A 17,557-nucleotide genomic window follows, 5' to 3' on the forward strand; every position below is an offset into this window, starting at 1 on the left:
TCTTCTGCCGGGCGAGGGCGTTCTTCGCCGCCCACGGCATCACCGTGGACCGGGTGATCACGGACAACGGCAACAACTACCGGGCCGTGGACTTCACCCGGAAGGTGGTCTCGCTCGGGGGCCGGCATCACCGGATCCGCCCCTACACCCCGCGTCACAACGGGAAGGTCGAACGCTACAACCGGCTGATGGTGGACGAGGTCCTCTACGCCCGCCCGTACTCCTCAGAGCGGGCTCGGCGTGAGGCCCTTCAGGTGTGGGTGAATCACTACAACTACCATCGGCCGCATACCTCCTGCGGAGACGCTCCTCCGGCCTCACTGGCACCGACCCGAGTCAACAACGTCATGCCCTCCTACATCTAGACGCGCCGCGTAGACTCCGGCCCATGTCTGCTCCCCAGTCCCCCCGGCAGCCTGACGACACCGCCCCCTACGGGCCGCCCGCCCCGTCCCGGTACCGGACGGTCCACCTGCAGCGGGCCAAGGACGAGGGCCGGCGCTTCGCGATGCTCACCACCTACGACGCGATGACGGCGGCCCTGTTCGACGAGGCCGGCGTCGAGGTGCTGCTCGTGGGCGACTCGGTGGGCAACACCGTGCTGGGCCATCCCACCACCCTGCCGGTCACCCTGGACCAGATGATCCTGTTCACCCAGGCCGTGGTGCGCGGTGCCGAGCGTGCCCTCGTGGTCGCGGACCTGCCCTTCGGCTCGTACGAGGCCTCCCCGCGGCAGGCCGTCGAGTCGGCCGTGCGCCTCGTGAAGGAGTCCGGCGCGCACGCCGTCAAGGTGGAGGGCGACGAGCGCTTCGCCGAGCACGTGGCCGCGATGACGGCAGCCGGCGTCGCGGTCATGGCCCACATCGGCTTCACCCCGCAGTCCGAGCACGTGCTCGGCGGCTACCGGGTGCAGGGCCGCGGCGCGGGGGCGGTCGAGCGGATGACGGCGTCGGCCCGGGCCCTCGAGGCCGCGGGGGCGTTCGCCGTCCTGATGGAGATGGTCCCCTCGGACGTCGCCGCCGCCGTCGACGCCGCGCTGCGGGTGCCCACCGTGGGCATCGGCGCGGGCCCGGGCACCACGGGCCAGGTGCTCGTGTGGCAGGACATGCTCGGCCTGCGCGAGGGACGGGTGCCCCGGTTCGTCCGTCAGTACGCCCGCCTGCACGAGGTCGTGGGCGACGCGGTCCGGGCCTATCGCGCGGACGTGCTCGACGGCGCGTTCCCGGCCCCGGAGCACGGCTTCCAGGGCTGAACCCGCCCCGTGAGACGACCGGGCCCCCGTCCGAGGGACGGGGGCCCGGTGTCGTCCGGCGCCGCGGTCAGGAGGCGTCGTCGACGGGACGGCTGTCCCAGTCGTCGTCGCGCTCGTCCCAGGCGTCGGCGGTCTCGTTGTTCGCCCGCACGCGGTCCATCGCGGCCTGGGCCTCCTCACGGGTGCCGAACGGGCCCAGCAGCTGGGACCAGTCCGACTGGGCGCCCACCTCCACCTGATGCGTGTTGACGTTGTACCAGAACTCGCTCGTCTCGGTCATGGGGGCCACAGTAGCCGGGCCGATAGGCTGGAGGACATGTCCCAGCGTCAGAACCCCGTCGCCCCGTCCAGCCACAACGGTCCCCGCCCTGCGGGCCCCACCGCGCCGGAGCCCGGGTGCCCCGCCCGTGCCGGCCGCGATCCCGCGCCCCGAGTACGTCGGCAAGGCCACCCCGGACGAGGGCAAGGCCTCGGACGTCTACGACGCCGCCGGCGTCGAGCGGATCCGCGCCGCCGGCCGCCTGGCCGCGCAGGCCATGGAGCACACCGCCGCCCACATCCGCCCGGGCGTCACCACGGACGAGCTGGACCGGATCGCGCACGCCTTCCTCGTGGAGCGCGGCGCCTACCCGTCCTGCCTGGGCTACCGCGGCTTCCCGCGGTCCATCTGCACCTCGATCAACGAGGTCATCTGCCACGGCATCCCGGACGGCACCGTCCTGGAGGACGGGGACATCGTCAACCTGGACATCACCGCGTACCTGGACGGTGTCCACGGGGACCACAACCGCACCTACCTGGTCGGCGACGTGGACGAGGAGTCCCGGCTGCTCGTCGAGCGCACCGAGGAGGCCCTGCGCCGCGGCATCCGCGCCGTGAAGCCCGGCCGTCAGGTCAACGTGATCGGCCGCGCCATCGAGTCCTACGCCAAGCGCTTCGGCTACGGCGTGGTGCGCGACTTCATCGGCCACGGCGTGGGCGTGGACTTCCACTCCGGCCTCGTGATCCCCCACTACGACGCGGCCCCGGCCCACGACCGCCTGCTCGTGCCCGGCATGGTGTTCACCATCGAGCCGATGCTCACCCTCGGCACGATCGAGTGGGACCAGTGGGACGACGGCTGGACCGTGGTGACCCGCGATCGCCGTCGCACCGCGCAGTTCGAGCACACGATCGTGGTCACGGACGACGGCGCGGAGATTCTCACGCTGCCGTGACTCGGCACTAAGCTGGGGGCCGTGACGACGCACACCAGCACCGCCCAGCGCTCCTCCAAATACCCCACGACGATCGGCATCGACGTCGGGGGGACCGGCATGAAGGGCGGCCTGGTCCGCCTCGGGTCGGGGCCGAAGGCGGGCACCCTGCGCGGGGACCGCTTCCGCATCCCCACGCCGCAGACGGCCATGCCCGAGCCCGTGGCGGCGACCCTGGCGGCCATCACCGCCGAGCTCGACGGGCGCGAGAAGGCGCCGAAGCCCTCCGCCCCGCTGGGCGTGTGCTTCCCCTCGATCGTCAAGGACGGGGTGTGCCTGTCCGCGAACAACATCGACCACTCGTGGATCGGCACGGACCTGCGCGGCACGTTCGAGGAGCACCTGCGCCGCCCCGTGACCGTGGTCAACGACGCCGACGCGGCCGGCCTCGCGGAGGCCCGCTACGGGGCCGGGCGGGGCGTGCGCGGCCTGGTGCACGTGATCACCCTCGGCACCGGCATCGGCGGCGCGATGATCCACGACGGCATGCTCGTCCCGAACTTCGAGGTCGGCTCCCTGGAGCTCGACGGCGTGATGGCCGAGTCACGGGCCTCTGCGAAGGCCCGGGAGCGCGATCAGCTCAGCTGGGCCGAGTACGCCGAGCGACTGCAGCGCTTCTTCTCCCACGTGGAGCGGATCTTCTCGCCCGACCTGTTCATCGTCGGCGGCGGCATCTCCAAGCGGCCGGACGACTACCTGCCGCTGCTGCGCCTGCGCACCCCGATCGTCCCGGCCCAGCTGCAGAACAACGCGGGCATCGTGGGCGCCGCCCTGGCCGCGCACGGCTCGCTCGCCGACGGCAACTGAGGGCGCAGACACCGAGGGCGGTTCCGGCTTCCCCTCCGGAACCGCCCTCGGCAGTCTTGCCGGGCCGACCGAGGTCGACCCGGGGATCACTGTAGCGCCTGGAGGCCGTGCGCACCACTGCAGCGTCGATCCCGGCCGCGCCGTCGCATCGGCCCGGGTCAGCGGGTGAACAGCCGCGGCTGCACGGCGGGACGGCCGCGGTCGTCCCCGTCACCGGCCCGGAGCTCCGCGATGGCCTCCTCGAAGTCGTCGAGGGACTCGAAGTCCCGGTAGACGGAGGCGAAGCGCAGGAAGGCCACCTGGTCGAGACGGCGCAGCGGATCGAGGATGGCCAGGCCGACGTCGTGGGCGTCCACCTCGGCGTTGCCCGTGGCACGGACCGTCTCCTCGACCTCCTGGGCGAGCATGGCCAGGTCGTCGCTCGTCACCGGCCGCCCCTGGCACGCCTTCCGGACGCCGTTGATCACCTTGGAGCGGTCGAACGGCTCCGCCACCCCGGAGCGCTTGACGACGGTCAGGGCGGTGGTCTCCATGGTCGTGAACCGCTTGCCGCAGGCCTGACACTGCCGACGCCGACGGATGGCGGAGCCGTCGTCGAGGGAGCGTGAGTCGACCACGCGCGAGTCCTCATGGCGGCAGAACGGGCAGTGCATCAGCTCTCTCCTCCTGGGCGGGGCACTCCCATGCTACGTCCGCTCAGCCGAGGCAGGCCGGACCCAGCAGGATCTTGAGGTCGCCGAACAGCGCCGGGTTCGGGCTCACCCGGAACTGCGGGCCCAGCTGGAACTCCTGCGTGGCACGCTGGCCCACCAGGGACAGCCGCACCTCCGAGGAGCCCTCGTGGGTGCGCAGCACGTCCGCCAGCTGGCCCATGACCTGCTCCGTGGCCTTGAACGCGGGCAGCGTGATCCGCACGGGGCCGCCGGGGCCATCCGAGAGCTCCGGGATGGTCAGCTCCATCGCGGACAGGGACACCGACCCGTCGTCACGACGCTGCACCCTGCCCTTGACGGCGACGACGAGGTCCTCGGCCAGCATCATCGCGATGGGCGCGTACACCTGGCCGAAGAACATGACGTCCATCGAGCCGCCGAGGTCCTCGATCTCGCAGCGCGCGTACGCGTTGCCCGAGGACTTGGCGATGCGGCGCTCGAGCGTGGTGATCAGGCCCGCGATGGTGACGATCGCGCCGTCGGCGGGCCCGTCGTCGTCGAGGACGCGGGTGATCTGGACGTCGGCGTGCTGGGCCAGGACGCCGTCGAGGCCCTGCAGCGGATGGTCGGACACGTACAGGCCCAGCATCTCGCGCTCGAACGCGAGCTTCTCCTTCTTGGCCCACTCCGGCAGGTCCGGGACGGCGACGCCGTCCGCGGCGTCGGAGTCGTCCTCGTCGCCGCCGCCGAGCGCGAACAGGTCGAAGGTGAACTCGCCGTGGTCCTCCTTGCGCTTCTGCGCCACGGTGGCGTCCACGGCCTCCTCGTGCACGGCCAGCAGGGCGCGGCGGGCGTAGCCGAGGGAGTCGAAGGCGCCGGCCTTGATCATGGACTCGATGGTGCGCTTGTTGCACACCACGAGCGGCACCTTCGCCAGGAAGTCGCCGAAGCCCGTGTACGAGCCCTTCTCCTCGCGCCCCTGGACCATGCCCTTGACCACGTTGGCGCCCACGTTGCGGACGGCGCCCATGCCGAAGCGGATGTCCCGGCCGACGGGGGTGAAGGTCAGGTGGGACTCGTTCACGTCCGGGGGCAGCACGGTGATGCCCATGTGGCGGCACTCGTTGAGGTACATGGCCAGCTTGTCCTTGTCGTCGCCCACCGAGGTGAGCAGCGCGGCCATGTACTCCGCCGGGTAGTGCGCCTTGAGGTAGGCCGTCCAGTAGGAGACCAGGCCGTAGGCGGCCGAGTGCGCCTTGTTGAACGCGTAGTCCGAGAAGGGCAGCAGGATGTCCCACAGGGCCTTCACCGCGGCCTCCGAGTAGCCGCGGTCCAGCATCCCCTGGTGGAACGCCTCGTACTGCTTGTCCAGCTCCGACTTCTTCTTCTTGCCCATCGCACGGCGCAGGATGTCGGCCTGGCCGAGCGAGTAGCCCGCCACCTTCTGGGCGATCGCCATGACCTGCTCCTGATACACGATCAGGCCGTAGGTGGTGTCCAGGATCTCCCGCAGCGGCTCCTCCAGCTCCGGGTGGATCGGGGTGATCTCCTGCTGCCCGTTCTTGCGCAGCGCGTAGTTGGTGTGCGAGTTCGCGCCCATGGGGCCGGGGCGGTACAGGGCGATGGTCGCCGAGATGTCCTCGAAGTTGTCCGGGCGCATCATCTTCAGCAGCGAGCGCATGGGCCCGCCGTCGAGCTGGAACACGCCGAGGGTGTCACCGCGGGCCAGCAGCTCGTAGGCCGCCGGGTCGTCCACGTCGAGGGTCTCCAGGTCCAGGTCCACGCCCTGGTTCGCCTTCACGTTCTCGAGCGCGTCCGAGATGATCGTGAGGTTGCGCAGCCCCAGGAAGTCCATCTTGATCAGGCCCAGGGACTCCGCCATCGGGTAGTCGAACTGCGTGATGACCTGGCCGTCCTGCAGGCGGCGCATGATCGGGATGACGTCGATCACCGGCACCGAGGACATGATCACGCCGGCCGCGTGCACGCCCCACTGCCGCTTCAGGCCCTCGAGGCCCTTGGCGGTCTCGAAGACCTCCTTCGCCACCGGGTCCGTGGCGATCAGCTCGCGGAAGGGCGCGGCCTCCCCGTAGCGCGGGGCCGCGGGGTCCTCGATGTCCTTGAGCGGGATGTCCTTGGCCATCACCGCCGGCGGCAGCGCCTTGGTGAGGGACTCGCCCATCGAGAAGGGCTGGTCCATCACGCGGGCCGAGTCCTTCAGGGCCTGCTTGGTCTTGATGGTGCCGTACGTGACGATCATGGTGACGCGCTCGTCGCCGTACTTGCGGGTGACGTAGTCGATCACCTCGGAGCGACGGCGGTCGTCGAAGTCGACGTCGAAGTCGGGCATGGACACGCGGTCCGGGTTGAGGAACCGCTCGAAGATCAGCCCGTGCTTGAGCGGGTCCAGGTCCGTGATGCGCAGCGCGTACGCCACCATCGATCCGGCGCCCGAGCCGCGGCCCGGGCCCACCCGGATGCCGTTCTCCTTGGCCCAGTTGATGAAGTCGGCCACGACGAGGAAGTACCCGGGGAAGCCCATCGAGATGATGACGTCCAGCTCGTAGTCCGCCTGCTTGCGCACGTGGTCCGGCACGCCGTCCGGGTAGCGGTAGGCCAGACCGGAGGCGACCTCCTTGATGAGCCAGCTGGTCTCGTCCTCGCCCTCCGGCGTGGGGAAGACCGGCATGTAGTTGGCCTTCGTGTCGAACTCGACCTCGCACCGCTCGGCGATGAGCAGCGTGTTGTCGCAGGCCTCGGGCAGCTCCGCGAAGAGCTCGCGCATCTGCCGCGGGGACTTCAGGTAGTACTCGGTGCCGGAGAACGCGAAGCGGGAGCCGCCCTGGTCGTAGCTGGGCTCGTTGAGCTTCGAGCCCGACTGCAGGGCCAGCAGCGCCTCGTGCGCCTTGGCGTCGTGCTCGTGGGTGTAGTGCAGGTCGTTCGTGGCCACGAACGGCAGGCCCAGGTCCTTGGCGAGCCGGCGCAGGTCCGTCATCACCCGGCGCTCGATGTCGAGGCCGTGGTGCATGATCTCGCAGTAGTAGTTGTCCTTGCCGAAGATGTCCCGGAAGTCCGAGGCCGCCTGCATCGCCTCCCGGTACTGGCCCAGGCGCAGGCGCGTCTGCACCTCGCCGGAGGGGCAGCCCGTGGTGGCGATCAGGCCCTTCGAGTACTGGCTCAGCAGCTCCCGGTCCAGCCGCGGCCACTTGGCGTACACCGAGTCCAGCGAGGCGATCGAGCCCATCCGGAACAGGTTGTGCATCCCCTCGGTGGTCTCGCTCAGCAGCGTCATGTGCGTGTACGCACCGCCGCCGGACACGTCGTCCCCCCGCTGGTGGGGCTCGCCCCAGCGGGTCTTCTCCTTGTCCGTGCGGTGCTGCTGCCCGGGGGCCACGTAGGCCTCGAGCCCGATGATCGGCTTGACGCCCGCCGCCGTCGCCTTGGACCAGAAGTCGTAGGCGCCGAAGAGGTAGCCGTGGTCCGTGATGGCCAGCGAGTCCATGCCCAGCCGCTGGGCCTCGGCGAACAGGTCGTCCAGCTTCGCGGCGCCGTCGAGCATGGAGTACTCGGTGTGCGTGTGCAGGTGGACGAAGCCGCCGTCCTTCACGGCGTCGGGGCGGGCGTCGGCGGACACGGTCATGCGGGGTGGGCCTTTCGACGGGGAGGACGGCAGGGCCGCACCAGCCTACTCGTGGTGCCCGGGCGGCGGGGCCGGACCGGGACGGGGGTCACATCGACGGTGCAGGCTCAGTCCTCGTCGCCGCGCAGCGCCGCCAGGGCGTGGGCGAGGTCGTCCGGATACGGGGAGGTGATCGTCACCGGCTCCCCCGTGACCGGGTGCGGGAACGCCAGGCGGTGGGCGTGCAGCCACTGGCGGGTCAGCCCGAGCTCGGCCGCCAGGCGCGGATCCGCCCCGTACGTGAGGTCGCCGACGCACGGGTGGCGCAGCGCCGAGGTGTGCACGCGGATCTGGTGGGTGCGCCCGGTCTCCAGGTGGACCTCGAGCAGGGTGGCCCGGCCGAACACCTCGAGCGTCTCGTAGTGGGTCACGGACGGCCGGCCGTCCTCGAGCACCGCGAACTTCCAGTGGTGGCCGGGATGCCGCCCGATGGGCGCGTCCACGGTGCCGCTCAGCGGGTCCGGGATGCCCTGGACCACGGCGTGGTAGACCTTCTCCGGCACGCGCTCGCGGAACTGGTCCTTCATGGCCGTGTAGGCGCGCTCGGTCTTGGCCACGACCATGACCCCGGTGGTGCCGACGTCGAGCCGGTGCACGATCCCCTGGCGCTCAGGGGCGCCCGAGGTGGTGATGTCGTAGCCGAGGGCGGCCAGGGCGCCCACCACGGTGGGCCCGACCCAGCCCGGCGAGGGGTGCGCGGCCACGCCGGTGGGCTTGTCCACGGCCACCAGGTCCTCGTCCTCGTACAGGATGCTCAGCGCGTCCACGCGCTCTGCCCTCACTTCCAGGGGGTCGGGGTCGTCGGGGACGTCGACGGCGAGGGTCTCCCCCACCACGGCCTTCGCGGACTTGGCCAGGACGCGGTCCCGGCGGCCGGAGCGCGACTCGGCCCGCACCAGGCCCCGGGAGAACCAGTCCGCCAGCAGCGAGCGGGAGACGCCGAACGCGTCGGCGAGCACCGCGTCGACCCTCCGGCCCGCCTCGGCCTCGGTGACCTCGAGCCGCTCGGTCAGTCCCGGTCTCATGCCCATGTCCTCACGCCTCCCGTGTGCCGTCCAGGCGGCGGCCGGTCATCACGAGCAGGGCGACGCCGATGACGGAGCAGACGATGAACGAGTCCGCCACGTTGAAGATCGCGAAGTGCGGCACGGAGATCATGTCGACCACGTGGCCGCGCCCGAACGCCGGGGGCCGGAACAGCCGGTCCGTGAGGTTGCCGAGCACGCCGCCGGCGAGCCCGCCCAGCGCCAGGGCCCACGGCGTCGAGCGCACGCGGGCGATCCCGACGAGGGCGGCGACCGCCACCACGGCTTGGATGATGGTGAACACCCAGGTGTGGTCCTCGCCGATGGAGAAGGCCGCGCCCGGGTTCAGGATGTAGTGCCAGCGCAGCACCCCGGGGATCACCGCGACGGAGTCCCCCAGCTGCATCGTGCTCTCGACCGCGTACTTGGTCAGCTGGTCGAGGGCGTAGGCCAGCACCGCCACGATGAGGGCGGTGAGCACGGCTCGCCGGCCCGCGCGAGGGGATCGCGGGGCCGGCGCGGCGTCGACGGCACGACTCACGCCGTGGGCGTGGGGGGCTCGACGCGCTTCTGGGCGCGGATCTCCCGCAGCTGGCCCTCGATGTAGGAGGTGAGGCGGCTGCGGTAGTCGGTCTCGAAGCTGCGCAGCTGTTCGACCTCGCCCTCCAGGCCGGCCTTCTCCACGGCCAGGGCCTCGAGGGTGCGGGCCTTCTGCTCCTCGGCGTCGCTGACGAGCCGGGCCGCGGTGGCCTCGGCCTCGGCGACGAGCTCGGTGCTGCGCTGCTCGCCCGCGGCGACGTGCTCGTCATGCAGCCGCTGGGCCATGGCCAGGACGCCGGCGGCGGAGGTCGCGGCCGCGTCGGCGGACTCGGGGGCGGCGGCCGGGGCCGACTCCTCGGCGGAGGCCGGGGTCGCGGCGGCCTCCGGGGTGTCCGCAGCGGGGCCGGCGGCCGGGGCGGCGCCGCCGGCGCGCAGCTCCGCGTTCTCGGACTCGAGCTGCTCGTTGAGGGCGATCAGGCGCTTGAACTCCGCCACGATCTCGTCGAGGAAGTCATCCACCTCGGTCTGGTCGTAGCCCTCGCGGAACTTCGTGGGCTGGAACTGCTTGTTGACCACGTCTTCCCAGGACAGCGCCATGGAACCGTCTCGCTCTCTGCTCGGTGCTCGGGGACGGCCGGGCGGCCCGGCGCGTCGGCGGTCGGCGCGCCGGTGAGGGGCGGCGCCGATCCTGCCGCGAAGACTACCACCGGGGCCGACAGCCGCCCCGGGCCGCGGGTCAGGCCACGCCGGCCAGGCTCAGCACCAGGACCCGCAGCAGGACGACGCCGAGGAACACGATGAGGAAGGCCACGTCCAGGCCGATGCCGCCCAGGTTCACCGGCGGCACGGCACGACGCACGGGGCGCAGCAACGGATCGGTGGCCCCGTACACGCCGCTGGCCAGCATGAGGGCCGCCCCGGTGGGGCGCCAGTGGCGGACGAACGACTGCGTGACGTCCAGGACGATCCGCACGGTCAGCGCCGCGAGCACCACCGTCAGGGCGATGTAGGCGAGGGCGAGGAGCAGCTGCATGGGCGCCTCAGTCGCCGTCGAACGGGGAGTCGGCCGCGCCGGACTCGCCCTGCTCGGCGCCGACGACGTCCACGGTGGCCGGGGTCAGCAGGAACACCTTGCTGGTGATGCGGGAGATCGAGCCGTGCAGGCCGAAGACGAGGCCGGCCGCGAAGTCCACGAGGCGCTTGGCCTCGTTCTCACCGAGGTCGGTCACGTTCATGATCACGGGGACGCCGGAGCGGAAGGCCTCGCCGATCGCCTTCGCGTCGTTGTAGGAGCGGGGGTGGACGGTGGAGAGGGTGTGCACGGAGGCTCCTTCGGCAGACGACGCTGCGGCTCGCTTGATGGGGGTCACCGGGGCCCGGTAGCCCGGGTCGACCGGCTCGGGACGCGCCGGACGCCGGGGTTCGACGGGATCGGCCGCGGTGGAGCCGGACGGGGTCACGGGCTCCGGCCGCTCGGCCGGCTCGGGATCGCGGACCGCAGCCGGGCGGACGGCCTCCATGTGGGGGTCGGTGTCCGGCTCCGCGGGGCGGCGCGCCTCGACGACCTCGTGTCGGGGCGCGGTCTCCCGCTCGGCCGCACGCGGCTGCTCGTCGTACTCGTCGCCGTCGGCCAGGCCGAGGTAGATCATCGTCTTCTTCAGGGCACCAGCCATGAGTCTTCCTTCACCACGTCCTCCGGCCCCGGGGGCCGCCGTCGTTCGTCGTCGGTGCGCGTGCGTCCGCACGGTCCTGTCGCGTCCCGCCGGGACGCGCGGGGTCAACGTTAGCCCACCGCGTCCCGGGCCCCCAGAACGTCGGAGCCGATGCGCACCTGTGTCGCCCCGGCGCGCACGGCCGCCTCGAGGTCCGCGCTCATCCCCATGGACAGTGCGGTGGCCTCCGGATGCGTCTGCCGCAGGCGCGCGCCGAGTGCGGCAAGGCGGCGGAACGCGTGCTCCGGGTCCAGGCCGCGCGGTGCCACGCACATCAGCCCGCCCAGCCGCAGGCCCGGCAGGCCTGCGATGACGTCCGCGAGGGCGGGGACGTCCTCGGGGCGGGCGCCGCCGCGCGGGCCGATCCCCTCGGGACGGTCCTCGTCGGCGCGGTCGTCGACATCCACCTGCACGAGGCACTCCAGGTCGGGGATCGCGGCCTCGGGCTCGCGCTCGCGCCGCAGCACGAGCGCCCGCGAGAGCGCCTCGGCCAGTTCGGGTCGGTCCACCGACTCCACCACGGACGCGTAGCGCACCACGTACTTGGCCTTGTTGGTCTGCAGCTGGCCCACGAAGTGCCAGCGCGGGGCGTCCGCCCCCAGAGCCGCGGCGACGGCCTCGGCCTTGGGCCGGGCCTCCTGGTCGCGGTTCTCCCCCACGTCGGTCACGCCGAGCGCGGCGAGGCGCACGACGTCGTCGGCGGGGTGGGTCTTGGTCACGACGACGAGCGCGGGCTCCGCCTCGCGCCCGGCGTCCCGCGCGGCGTCGGCGATGCGGGCGTGCACCGCGGCGAGCGCGTCGGCGATCTCCCGGGCGCGGGGGTCCGTCGGGGTCGGCCCGGCGGTGGCGGGGGCGGTCATGCGTCTCCTCTCGGGACGGTGGCGTCGGGGTCGGCGCGCCAGACGAGGCCGGCGAACCGGCCCTCACCGGGCGCCCGACGGTGTGAGAACAGGCGCTCGTCCTCCCGCGTGCACACGTTGATCGTCGCGGTGGCCACCCCGCGGGCACGGAGGACCTCCGCGGCGCCGGCGGGCAGGTCGAGGGCGGGGGTGCCCCAGGACGTGGTGGCCGCGGTCGCCGGGAGGCAGGCGGCGGCGTCGTCGCGCATGGCCGCGGGCACCTCATAGCAGCGGCCGCACACGCCGGGGCCGATCCAGGCGCGCAGGCCGGGACCGGTCCGGTCGGCCTCCGGCCGCAGGGAGAGCAGCCGATCGACGGTCGCCTCCAGGACGCCGTCCAGCAGCCCGCGCCGCCCGGCGTGGGCCACGGCGGTCGCGCCGGTCGTCTCGTCGACGACGACCACGGGGAGGCAGTCGGCCACCATGACGGCCAGCGGCCGTGACCCGTCGCGGCTCACGGCGGCGTCGGCCACGGGGGCCGAGGCACCGCCGCGCCCGGGCCCGTCCGCCCACACGACGTCGGCCGAGTGCACCTGGTCCAGATAGAGCGTGGCGCCCTCGGGGACCCCCATCACGCGCTCCAGGGCGCGGCGGGCGGCGCTGACGCGAGCGAGCCCCGCGGCCTCGTCCGGCGGGACCACGTGCGGCGCGAGGTTGCCGGCGGCCACGGACGTCCAGGCCACGTGCACGGCGCCCGTCGCGGTGCGGACGGTCTCGCGGTGCACGAAGGGGCCGGCGGGGACCCGTGCGGTCCCGGCCGGCCCCTCCGCGGCCGTCACTTGAGGAAGTCCGGGACGTCCAGGTCCGAGGACCCGGCGCCGAGGTCCGGCTCCACCACGGTGGGCAGGTCCTGCTGGCGGCGCGGCTGCTGCTCCTGCGGGGCCAGCGGCACGGTGCCGCGCACGGCGGGGCGCTCGGCCTGCTGCGGCTGGGCCGGGGCGGCGGGCTGCGGCTGGGCGGCGGGCTGCGGCTGCGCGGGGGCCGCGGCCCGCTGCGGGGCCGCCTGCTGCTGCACGGCCTGCGGGGCGGCCGGGGCGGAGGTGACGTCCACCTTGTCGAAGCCCGCGGCGATCACGGTCACGCGCACCTCGTCGCCGAGGGCGTCGTCGATGACCGCGCCGAAGATGATGTTGGCCTCCGGGTGGGCGACCTCCTGGACCAGTCGCGCGGCCTCGTTGATCTCGAAGAGGCCGAGGTCGGAGCCGCCCTGGATGGAGAGCAGCACGCCGTACGCGCCGTCGATGGAGGCCTCGAGCAGCGGCGAGGCGATCGCCAGCTCGGCCGCCTTGACGGCGCGGTCCTCGCCCTGCGCGTGGCCGATGCCCATGAGCGCGGAGCCCGCGCCCTGCATCACGGACTTCACGTCCGCGAAGTCGAGGTTGATCAGGCCCGGGGTGGTGATCAGGTCGGTGATGCCCTGGACGCCGGAGAGGAGCACCTGGTCCGCCTGACGGAAGGCGTCCATGACCGAGACGTTGCGGTCCGAGATGGACAGCAGCCGGTCGTTCGGGATCACGATGAGGGTGTCGACCTCGTCCCGCAGGGCGTCGATGCCCGCCTCGGCGGAGCCGGCGCGACGGCGGCCCTCGAACGTGAACGGACGGGTCACGACGCCGATGGTCAGGGCGCCGAGCGAGCGCGCGATGCGGGCCACGACGGGCGCCCCGCCGGTGCCGGTGCCGCCGCCCTCGCCCGCGGTCACGAACACCATGTCCGCGCCCCGCAGGACCTCCTCGATCTCCTCCGCGTGGTCCTCGGCGGCCTGGCGGCCCACCTCGGGGTTCGCGCCCGCGCCGAGTCCACGGGTGAGCTCGCGGCCCACGTCCAGCTTCACGTCCGCGTCCGACATCAACAGCGCCTGGGCGTCCGTGTTGATGGCGATGAACTCCACGCCGCGGAGCCCCACCTCGATCATGCGGTTCACGGCGTTCACGCCGCCGCCGCCGATGCCGACGACCTTGATGACGGCCAGGTAGTTCTGGGGTGCAGCCACGGTGTTGGTTCCCTTTGTTCGAGATCTCGAGAGGTCCGCGCGAGGCACATCGCCCCGATGATCGGCGGCCACCCGGGGTGGACACCTTCAAGCACAGCGTGAAGCGAGCCTCGCGCGCGTTCGGATCCACCGTACTGGGAGGCCCGCGTCACGCGCAAAAGAAAACGGCGTGTCCACGCGGAAAAGACGCCCTCAACATCAACTTTCACGTGAGACTCGAAGGACGAGCCTCCGCAGTGATGGCACCCCGACTCGCATGAGGCCCCGCGCCCCGACCTTCACCTTCACGTTCTACTGGAGACTCCTGTGGCCCCGGTTCAGCGCGTGATCGGCCGCGTGGGCACGGAGACGTCGATCTCGGCGACGCCGCCCGCCGCGGACCCGTGCCGCTCGTCCGCCAGGAACGCCTCGGCCACGGACCCCTTGAGGCCGGCGTCCTGCGCGTCGCCCCAGACCAGGGTCACCCCACCCTCGAGCGCCAGACGGACCTGGCCCGGGCCCCGGGAGTCGGCCGTCTCGACACGATCCGCCACGGCCTCCGGCAGGGCGGCCAGCACCTCGGCCACCTCGGCGCGCTCCTCCTGCGCCCGCTGCGCCAGCTCCTCCGAGAACGCGGGGAGGTCCTCGCCCTCGAGCCGTTCCTCCGGCACTCCCGTCAGGACGGTGCCGTCTGCGAGCAGCAGCTGCACACCGTCGTCGCCATCCCGCCGGGCCCGCGTCTCATGCTCCCGGACCACGACCTCCAGGCCGGTGGGCAGGCGGGGAACGGTCTGGACCTCGGCCACTCCGGGCAGACCACCGACCAGCTCGCCCACACAGCCGGCGCCGACGCGGGACAGCGGCACGCCGTACACGGGCTCCAGGCGCTCCTGGACCTCGGCGGCGGAGACATGGCGGGTGCCGGTGACCTCGACGCGGTCCACCGCGAGCACGGGCGAGAAGAACACGACCCAGCCCAGGGCGGTCAGCACCGCGAGGACCGCGGCCGCCACACCCCAGCGCGTGGCGCGGCGCCGGCGCGCGGTGCGGCCCGGGAATCGGACCACGGTGGAGGCGTCGGCCCCGGCTGGTGCGACCGGCGGCGTCCCGCGGCCGAGCCTCACGGGTGGGCGACGCCGGGCGCCGCGTCCCGACCGAGCTCGGCCAGCAGGTCCGCACCCAAGGCGGTGACGTCCCCCGCGCCCATCGTCAGGACGACGTCGCCGGCCGTGGCGCCCGCCGCGAGCGAGCGCACCGCCTCGGCGCGGTCCTCGGCGACGACACGGTCCTCGGCGGCGCCCGTGGTGAGGCGGGAGGCGATGAGGGACGAGTCGACGCCGGGCATCGGCTCCTCCCGGGCCGCGTACACGGGCAGCACGCGCACCGCGTCCGCCCCGGAGAGGGCGGCGGCGAACTCGGCGGCGAAGTCCCGGGTGCGGGAGAACAGGTGGGGCTGGAACAGGACGTGCACGCGGGCGTCGCCGGCCACGGCACGGCCGGCGGAGACCGCGGCGGCCACCTCCGTGGGATGGTGCGCGTAGTCGTCGAAGACCCGCACGCCGCGCGCGGCGCCGCGGAACTCGAAGCGGCGGGCCGTGCCCCGGAAGGCCTCCACGCCCCGCACGGCGGCCTCGAAGGCCATGCCCGCCCGGACGGCGGCCAGGACCACAGCGGCGGCGTTCAGCGCGTTGTGCCGGCCGGGCACCTGCAGATGCAGGGTGCGCTCCGGGCCGCCCGCCATCCGGAACGTGGCGCGCTGGCCCACTCCGGTCTCGCCCGGCTCCACCGCGAGGTCGGTGACCAGCAGGTCCGGCGCCACGCCGTCACGGGGCGCCGAGCCGTAGGTCACGACGTCGGCGGCCGCGTGCTCCCGTGCCCAGGCGGCCAGGTCCGCCGCGCCGGCGTCGTCGAGGCAGGCCACGAGGACCCCGCCCTGGGCGGCGGCCGGCAGCCCGCCCGCGAAGTCCCGGAAGACCTGGTGCACCGCCTCCTCGGTCCCGTAGTGGTCCAGGTGGTCGGCCTCCACGGTCGTGACGATCCCGATCGTGCTCGGGTAGTTCACCAGGGTGCCGTCGGACTCGTCGGCCTCCGCGATGAACCACTCGCCCCGGCCCGCCCGGGCGTTGGTGCCGAGCCCGGCGACGGCGGCGCCGACCGCGAACGTGGGGTCCCAGCCGGCGTCGGAGAAGGCCATGGCGGCCATGGAGGACGTGGTGGTCTTCCCGTGCGTGCCGGCGACGGCCAGCACCCGGTGGCCGCGCATGGCCAGGGCGAGGCCCTCGGAACGGTGCAGCACGCGCAGTCCGCGCGCCACGGCGGCGTCGTGCTCCGGGTTGCCCGGCCCGGCGATCGAGGAGGCGATCACCGTGGTGACGTCCCGGCCGAGGTGCGCCGCGTCGTAGCCGACCGTGATCCGGGCGCCGCCCGCGGCGAGCTCGCGCATCACGGGCAGGTCCTTCGCGTCGGAGCCGGACACCGCGACGCCTTGCTCCTGCAGGATGCGGGCGACCCCCGACACGCCGACACCGCCGATCCCCAGCAGGTGCACGCGGCCCAGGTCGGCGAAGCGGCCCTCGGCCGCGGGACGGGTGCTCTCGTCTCGGCTCATCGCCGGGCTCCTTCCTGGGCGGCCGAGCGCACGAGGCCGGCCATGGTGACGTCCGCATCCCGGACGCCGAAGCGGGCGGCCGCCTCCCCCATGCGCGCGAGACGCTCGGGGTCGGTCGCCAACGGGATCAGCTGACGCTGCACCCACGCGCGCCCGAAGGCGTCGTCACGGACGAGCAGCGCGCCCTCCGCCTCCACCACGGGGCGGGCGTTGAGCGCCTGCTCGCCGTTGCCGATGGGCAGGGGAACGTAGACGGCGGGCAGGCCGACCGCGGACACCTCGCAGACCGTGCCGGCGCCCGAGCGGGCCACGATCAGGTCGGCGGCGGCGTAGGCCTGCTCCATGCCCGCCAAGTACTCCCGCTGGACGTAGCCGTCCCGGACCAGCAGGCTGCCGTCGTCCTCGGTGAGGGCCTTGTCCCGACCGGTCAGGTGGAACACCTGCAGACCGGCGTCCAGGAGGTCGCCCAGCGCGGCGCGCACGGTGCGGTTCACGGCCAGCGCACCCGAGCTGCCGCCGGTCACCACGACGGTGGTCCGGTCCGGGTCCAGGCCGAGGGCCTCACGGGCGGCACGGCGGGCGGCCGCCCGGTCCAGGCCGGAGATCTCGGGGCGCATCGGCATGCCCACCCAGCGGGCACCGCGGAGGCGGGTGTCCGGCAGGGCGGTGCCGACGTGCGCGGCCCGCAGGGCGCCGATGCGGTTGGCCAGGCCGGGGCGGGCGTTGGCCTCGTGGACCACCACGGGCACACCGGCCCGGAACGCGGCGAGGTACACGGGCGTGGCGACGTAGCCGCCCACGCCCACGACGACGTCGGCGCGCCGGTCCCGCAGGATCCGGGCCGCCGTGGCGACCGCGGCGCGCATGCGGGCCGGGAAGCGGACGACGTCCATCGACGGGCGGCGCGGCATCGGGACCCGGTCGATCAGGTCGAGCTCGTAGCCCGCCTCGGGGACGAGACGCGTCTCCATGCCGGAGGCGGTGCCGACCATGGTGCACTCGACGGGACCGCCGCCGTCGCCCTCCAGGGCGCGGGCGATCGCGAGCATCGGGGAGATGTGGCCGGCGGTGCCGCCGCCGGCCAGCACCACCCGCAGGGGTCCGGAGGGATGAGAGGTCTGCGTCATCGGGGCTCCTGGAGGGCGGGGGTGGGG

Annotated in this window: 18 protein-coding genes; 4 read left to right on the forward strand and 14 right to left on the reverse strand. The window is 73.3% G+C overall.

Translation table 11 applies throughout. The features are described 5' to 3' along the window. Both J1M40_RS00300 and panB read left to right on the forward strand, forming a co-directional pair. The coding region (locus tag J1M40_RS00300) for an integrase core domain-containing protein (RefSeq protein WP_141724205.1) at nt 1–365 on the forward strand (365 nt) is incomplete at its 5' end. 23 nt (nt 366–388) lie between these two features. After that, nucleotides 389–1,252, forward strand: coding sequence for a 3-methyl-2-oxobutanoate hydroxymethyltransferase (gene panB / locus J1M40_RS00305; RefSeq protein ID WP_036314193.1), 864 nt, complete (start codon nt 389–391; stop codon nt 1,250–1,252). A gap of 67 nt (nt 1,253–1,319) precedes the next feature. On the opposite strand, the gene J1M40_RS00310 is transcribed toward panB, so the two are convergent. Then, nucleotides 1,320–1,532: an SPOR domain-containing protein gene (locus J1M40_RS00310; protein WP_036314191.1), complete on the reverse strand. Its 213-nt coding sequence runs from the start codon at nt 1,530–1,532 to the stop codon at nt 1,320–1,322. Between the two features lie 88 nt (nt 1,533–1,620). Here J1M40_RS00310 and map point away from each other — a divergent pair, with 88 nt between their 5' ends. Beyond that, nucleotides 1,621–2,469, forward strand: coding sequence for a type I methionyl aminopeptidase (gene map / locus J1M40_RS00315; RefSeq protein WP_241251947.1), 849 nt, complete (start codon nt 1,621–1,623; stop codon nt 2,467–2,469). A gap of 21 nt (nt 2,470–2,490) precedes the next feature. Next, entirely contained in the window at nt 2,491–3,315 is an 825-nt protein-coding gene (gene ppgK, locus J1M40_RS00320; protein ID WP_044659513.1) for a polyphosphate--glucose phosphotransferase, read from the forward strand. Nucleotides 3,316–3,473: 158 nt separating this feature from the next. On the opposite strand, the gene nrdR is transcribed toward ppgK, so the two are convergent. The 13 genes from nrdR to murG form a co-directional block, all read right to left on the reverse strand. Next, nucleotides 3,474–3,968, reverse strand: a complete 495-nt coding sequence (nrdR, locus tag J1M40_RS00325) for a transcriptional regulator NrdR (RefSeq protein WP_002855838.1) — start codon at nt 3,966–3,968, stop codon at nt 3,474–3,476. 43 nt (nt 3,969–4,011) lie between these two features. Continuing rightward, entirely contained in the window at nt 4,012–7,608 is a 3,597-nt protein-coding gene (gene dnaE, locus J1M40_RS00330; protein ID WP_036314184.1) for a DNA polymerase III subunit alpha, read from the reverse strand. A gap of 107 nt (nt 7,609–7,715) precedes the next feature. Continuing rightward, nucleotides 7,716–8,678 (reverse strand): RluA family pseudouridine synthase, encoded by a 963-nt coding sequence (locus J1M40_RS00335; protein ID WP_080772536.1) that lies wholly within the window; start codon nt 8,676–8,678, stop codon nt 7,716–7,718. Between the two features lie 4 nt (nt 8,679–8,682). Then, nucleotides 8,683–9,153, reverse strand: coding sequence for a signal peptidase II (lspA, locus tag J1M40_RS00340; protein ID WP_036314214.1), 471 nt, complete (start codon nt 9,151–9,153; stop codon nt 8,683–8,685). A 56-nt stretch (nt 9,154–9,209) separates the two neighbouring features. Beyond that, entirely contained in the window at nt 9,210–9,809 is a 600-nt protein-coding gene (locus J1M40_RS00345; RefSeq protein WP_041102723.1) for a DivIVA domain-containing protein, read from the reverse strand. A gap of 139 nt (nt 9,810–9,948) precedes the next feature. Then, complete coding sequence (locus J1M40_RS00350; protein WP_036314180.1) at nt 9,949–10,245, reverse strand: YggT family protein; 297 nt, start codon at nt 10,243–10,245, stop codon at nt 9,949–9,951. A 7-nt stretch (nt 10,246–10,252) separates the two neighbouring features. Then, nucleotides 10,253–10,885, reverse strand: a complete 633-nt coding sequence (gene sepF / locus J1M40_RS00355) for a cell division protein SepF (protein WP_036314178.1) — start codon at nt 10,883–10,885, stop codon at nt 10,253–10,255. A gap of 110 nt (nt 10,886–10,995) precedes the next feature. Continuing rightward, the gene (locus J1M40_RS00360; protein ID WP_041102722.1) at nt 10,996–11,784 is read right to left on the reverse strand and encodes a YggS family pyridoxal phosphate-dependent enzyme; all 789 of its coding nucleotides are present in this window, start codon (nt 11,782–11,784) and stop codon (nt 10,996–10,998) included. Beyond that, nucleotides 11,781–12,602 (reverse strand): polyphenol oxidase family protein, encoded by an 822-nt coding sequence (locus tag J1M40_RS00365; protein WP_041102721.1) that lies wholly within the window; start codon nt 12,600–12,602, stop codon nt 11,781–11,783. The genes J1M40_RS00360 and J1M40_RS00365 overlap by 4 nt, the downstream gene beginning before the upstream one ends. Further along, nucleotides 12,599–13,816: a cell division protein FtsZ gene (gene ftsZ, locus J1M40_RS00370; RefSeq protein ID WP_036314171.1), complete on the reverse strand. Its 1,218-nt coding sequence runs from the start codon at nt 13,814–13,816 to the stop codon at nt 12,599–12,601. The genes J1M40_RS00365 and ftsZ overlap by 4 nt, the downstream gene beginning before the upstream one ends. Before the next feature lie 317 nt (nt 13,817–14,133). Beyond that, entirely contained in the window at nt 14,134–14,862 is a 729-nt protein-coding gene (locus J1M40_RS00375) for a cell division protein FtsQ/DivIB (protein ID WP_051995230.1), read from the reverse strand. Between the two features lie 53 nt (nt 14,863–14,915). Next, complete coding sequence (gene murC / locus J1M40_RS00380; RefSeq protein ID WP_036314167.1) at nt 14,916–16,403, reverse strand: UDP-N-acetylmuramate--L-alanine ligase; 1,488 nt, start codon at nt 16,401–16,403, stop codon at nt 14,916–14,918. After that, nucleotides 16,400–17,530, reverse strand: coding sequence for an undecaprenyldiphospho-muramoylpentapeptide beta-N-acetylglucosaminyltransferase (gene murG, locus J1M40_RS00385; RefSeq protein ID WP_036314165.1), 1,131 nt, complete (start codon nt 17,528–17,530; stop codon nt 16,400–16,402). Before murG ends, murC begins: the two co-directional genes overlap by 4 nt. Between the last annotated feature and the right edge of the window lie 27 nt (nt 17,531–17,557).

It is taken from the genome of Micrococcus sp. KRD026, assembly GCF_017168445.1.
Taxonomy (GTDB): Bacteria; Actinomycetota; Actinomycetes; order Actinomycetales; family Micrococcaceae; genus Micrococcus; species Micrococcus luteus.

Bases quoted from the DNA above. Each gene is read 5' to 3' on its own strand.
- murC (WP_036314167.1), bottom strand. From the start codon at position 16,403: ATGAGCCGAGACGAGAGCACCCGTCCCGCGGCCGAGGGCCGCTTCGCC.
- J1M40_RS00345 (WP_041102723.1), bottom strand. From the start codon at position 9,809: ATGGCGCTGTCCTGGGAAGACGTGGTCAACAAGCAGTTCCAGCCCACG.
- sepF (WP_036314178.1), bottom strand. From the start codon at position 10,885: ATGGCTGGTGCCCTGAAGAAGACGATGATCTACCTCGGCCTGGCCGAC.
- murG (WP_036314165.1), bottom strand. From the start codon at position 17,530: ATGACGCAGACCTCTCATCCCTCCGGACCCCTGCGGGTGGTGCTGGCC.
- dnaE (WP_036314184.1), bottom strand. From the start codon at position 7,608: ATGACCGTGTCCGCCGACGCCCGCCCCGACGCCGTGAAGGACGGCGGC.
- J1M40_RS00310 (WP_036314191.1), bottom strand. From the start codon at position 1,532: ATGACCGAGACGAGCGAGTTCTGGTACAACGTCAACACGCATCAGGTG.
- J1M40_RS00350 (WP_036314180.1), bottom strand. From the start codon at position 10,245: ATGCAGCTGCTCCTCGCCCTCGCCTACATCGCCCTGACGGTGGTGCTC.
- panB (WP_036314193.1), top strand. From the start codon at position 389: ATGTCTGCTCCCCAGTCCCCCCGGCAGCCTGACGACACCGCCCCCTAC.
- J1M40_RS00335 (WP_080772536.1), bottom strand. From the start codon at position 8,678: ATGGGCATGAGACCGGGACTGACCGAGCGGCTCGAGGTCACCGAGGCC.
- nrdR (WP_002855838.1), bottom strand. From the start codon at position 3,968: ATGCACTGCCCGTTCTGCCGCCATGAGGACTCGCGCGTGGTCGACTCA.
- J1M40_RS00360 (WP_041102722.1), bottom strand. From the start codon at position 11,784: ATGACCGCCCCCGCCACCGCCGGGCCGACCCCGACGGACCCCCGCGCC.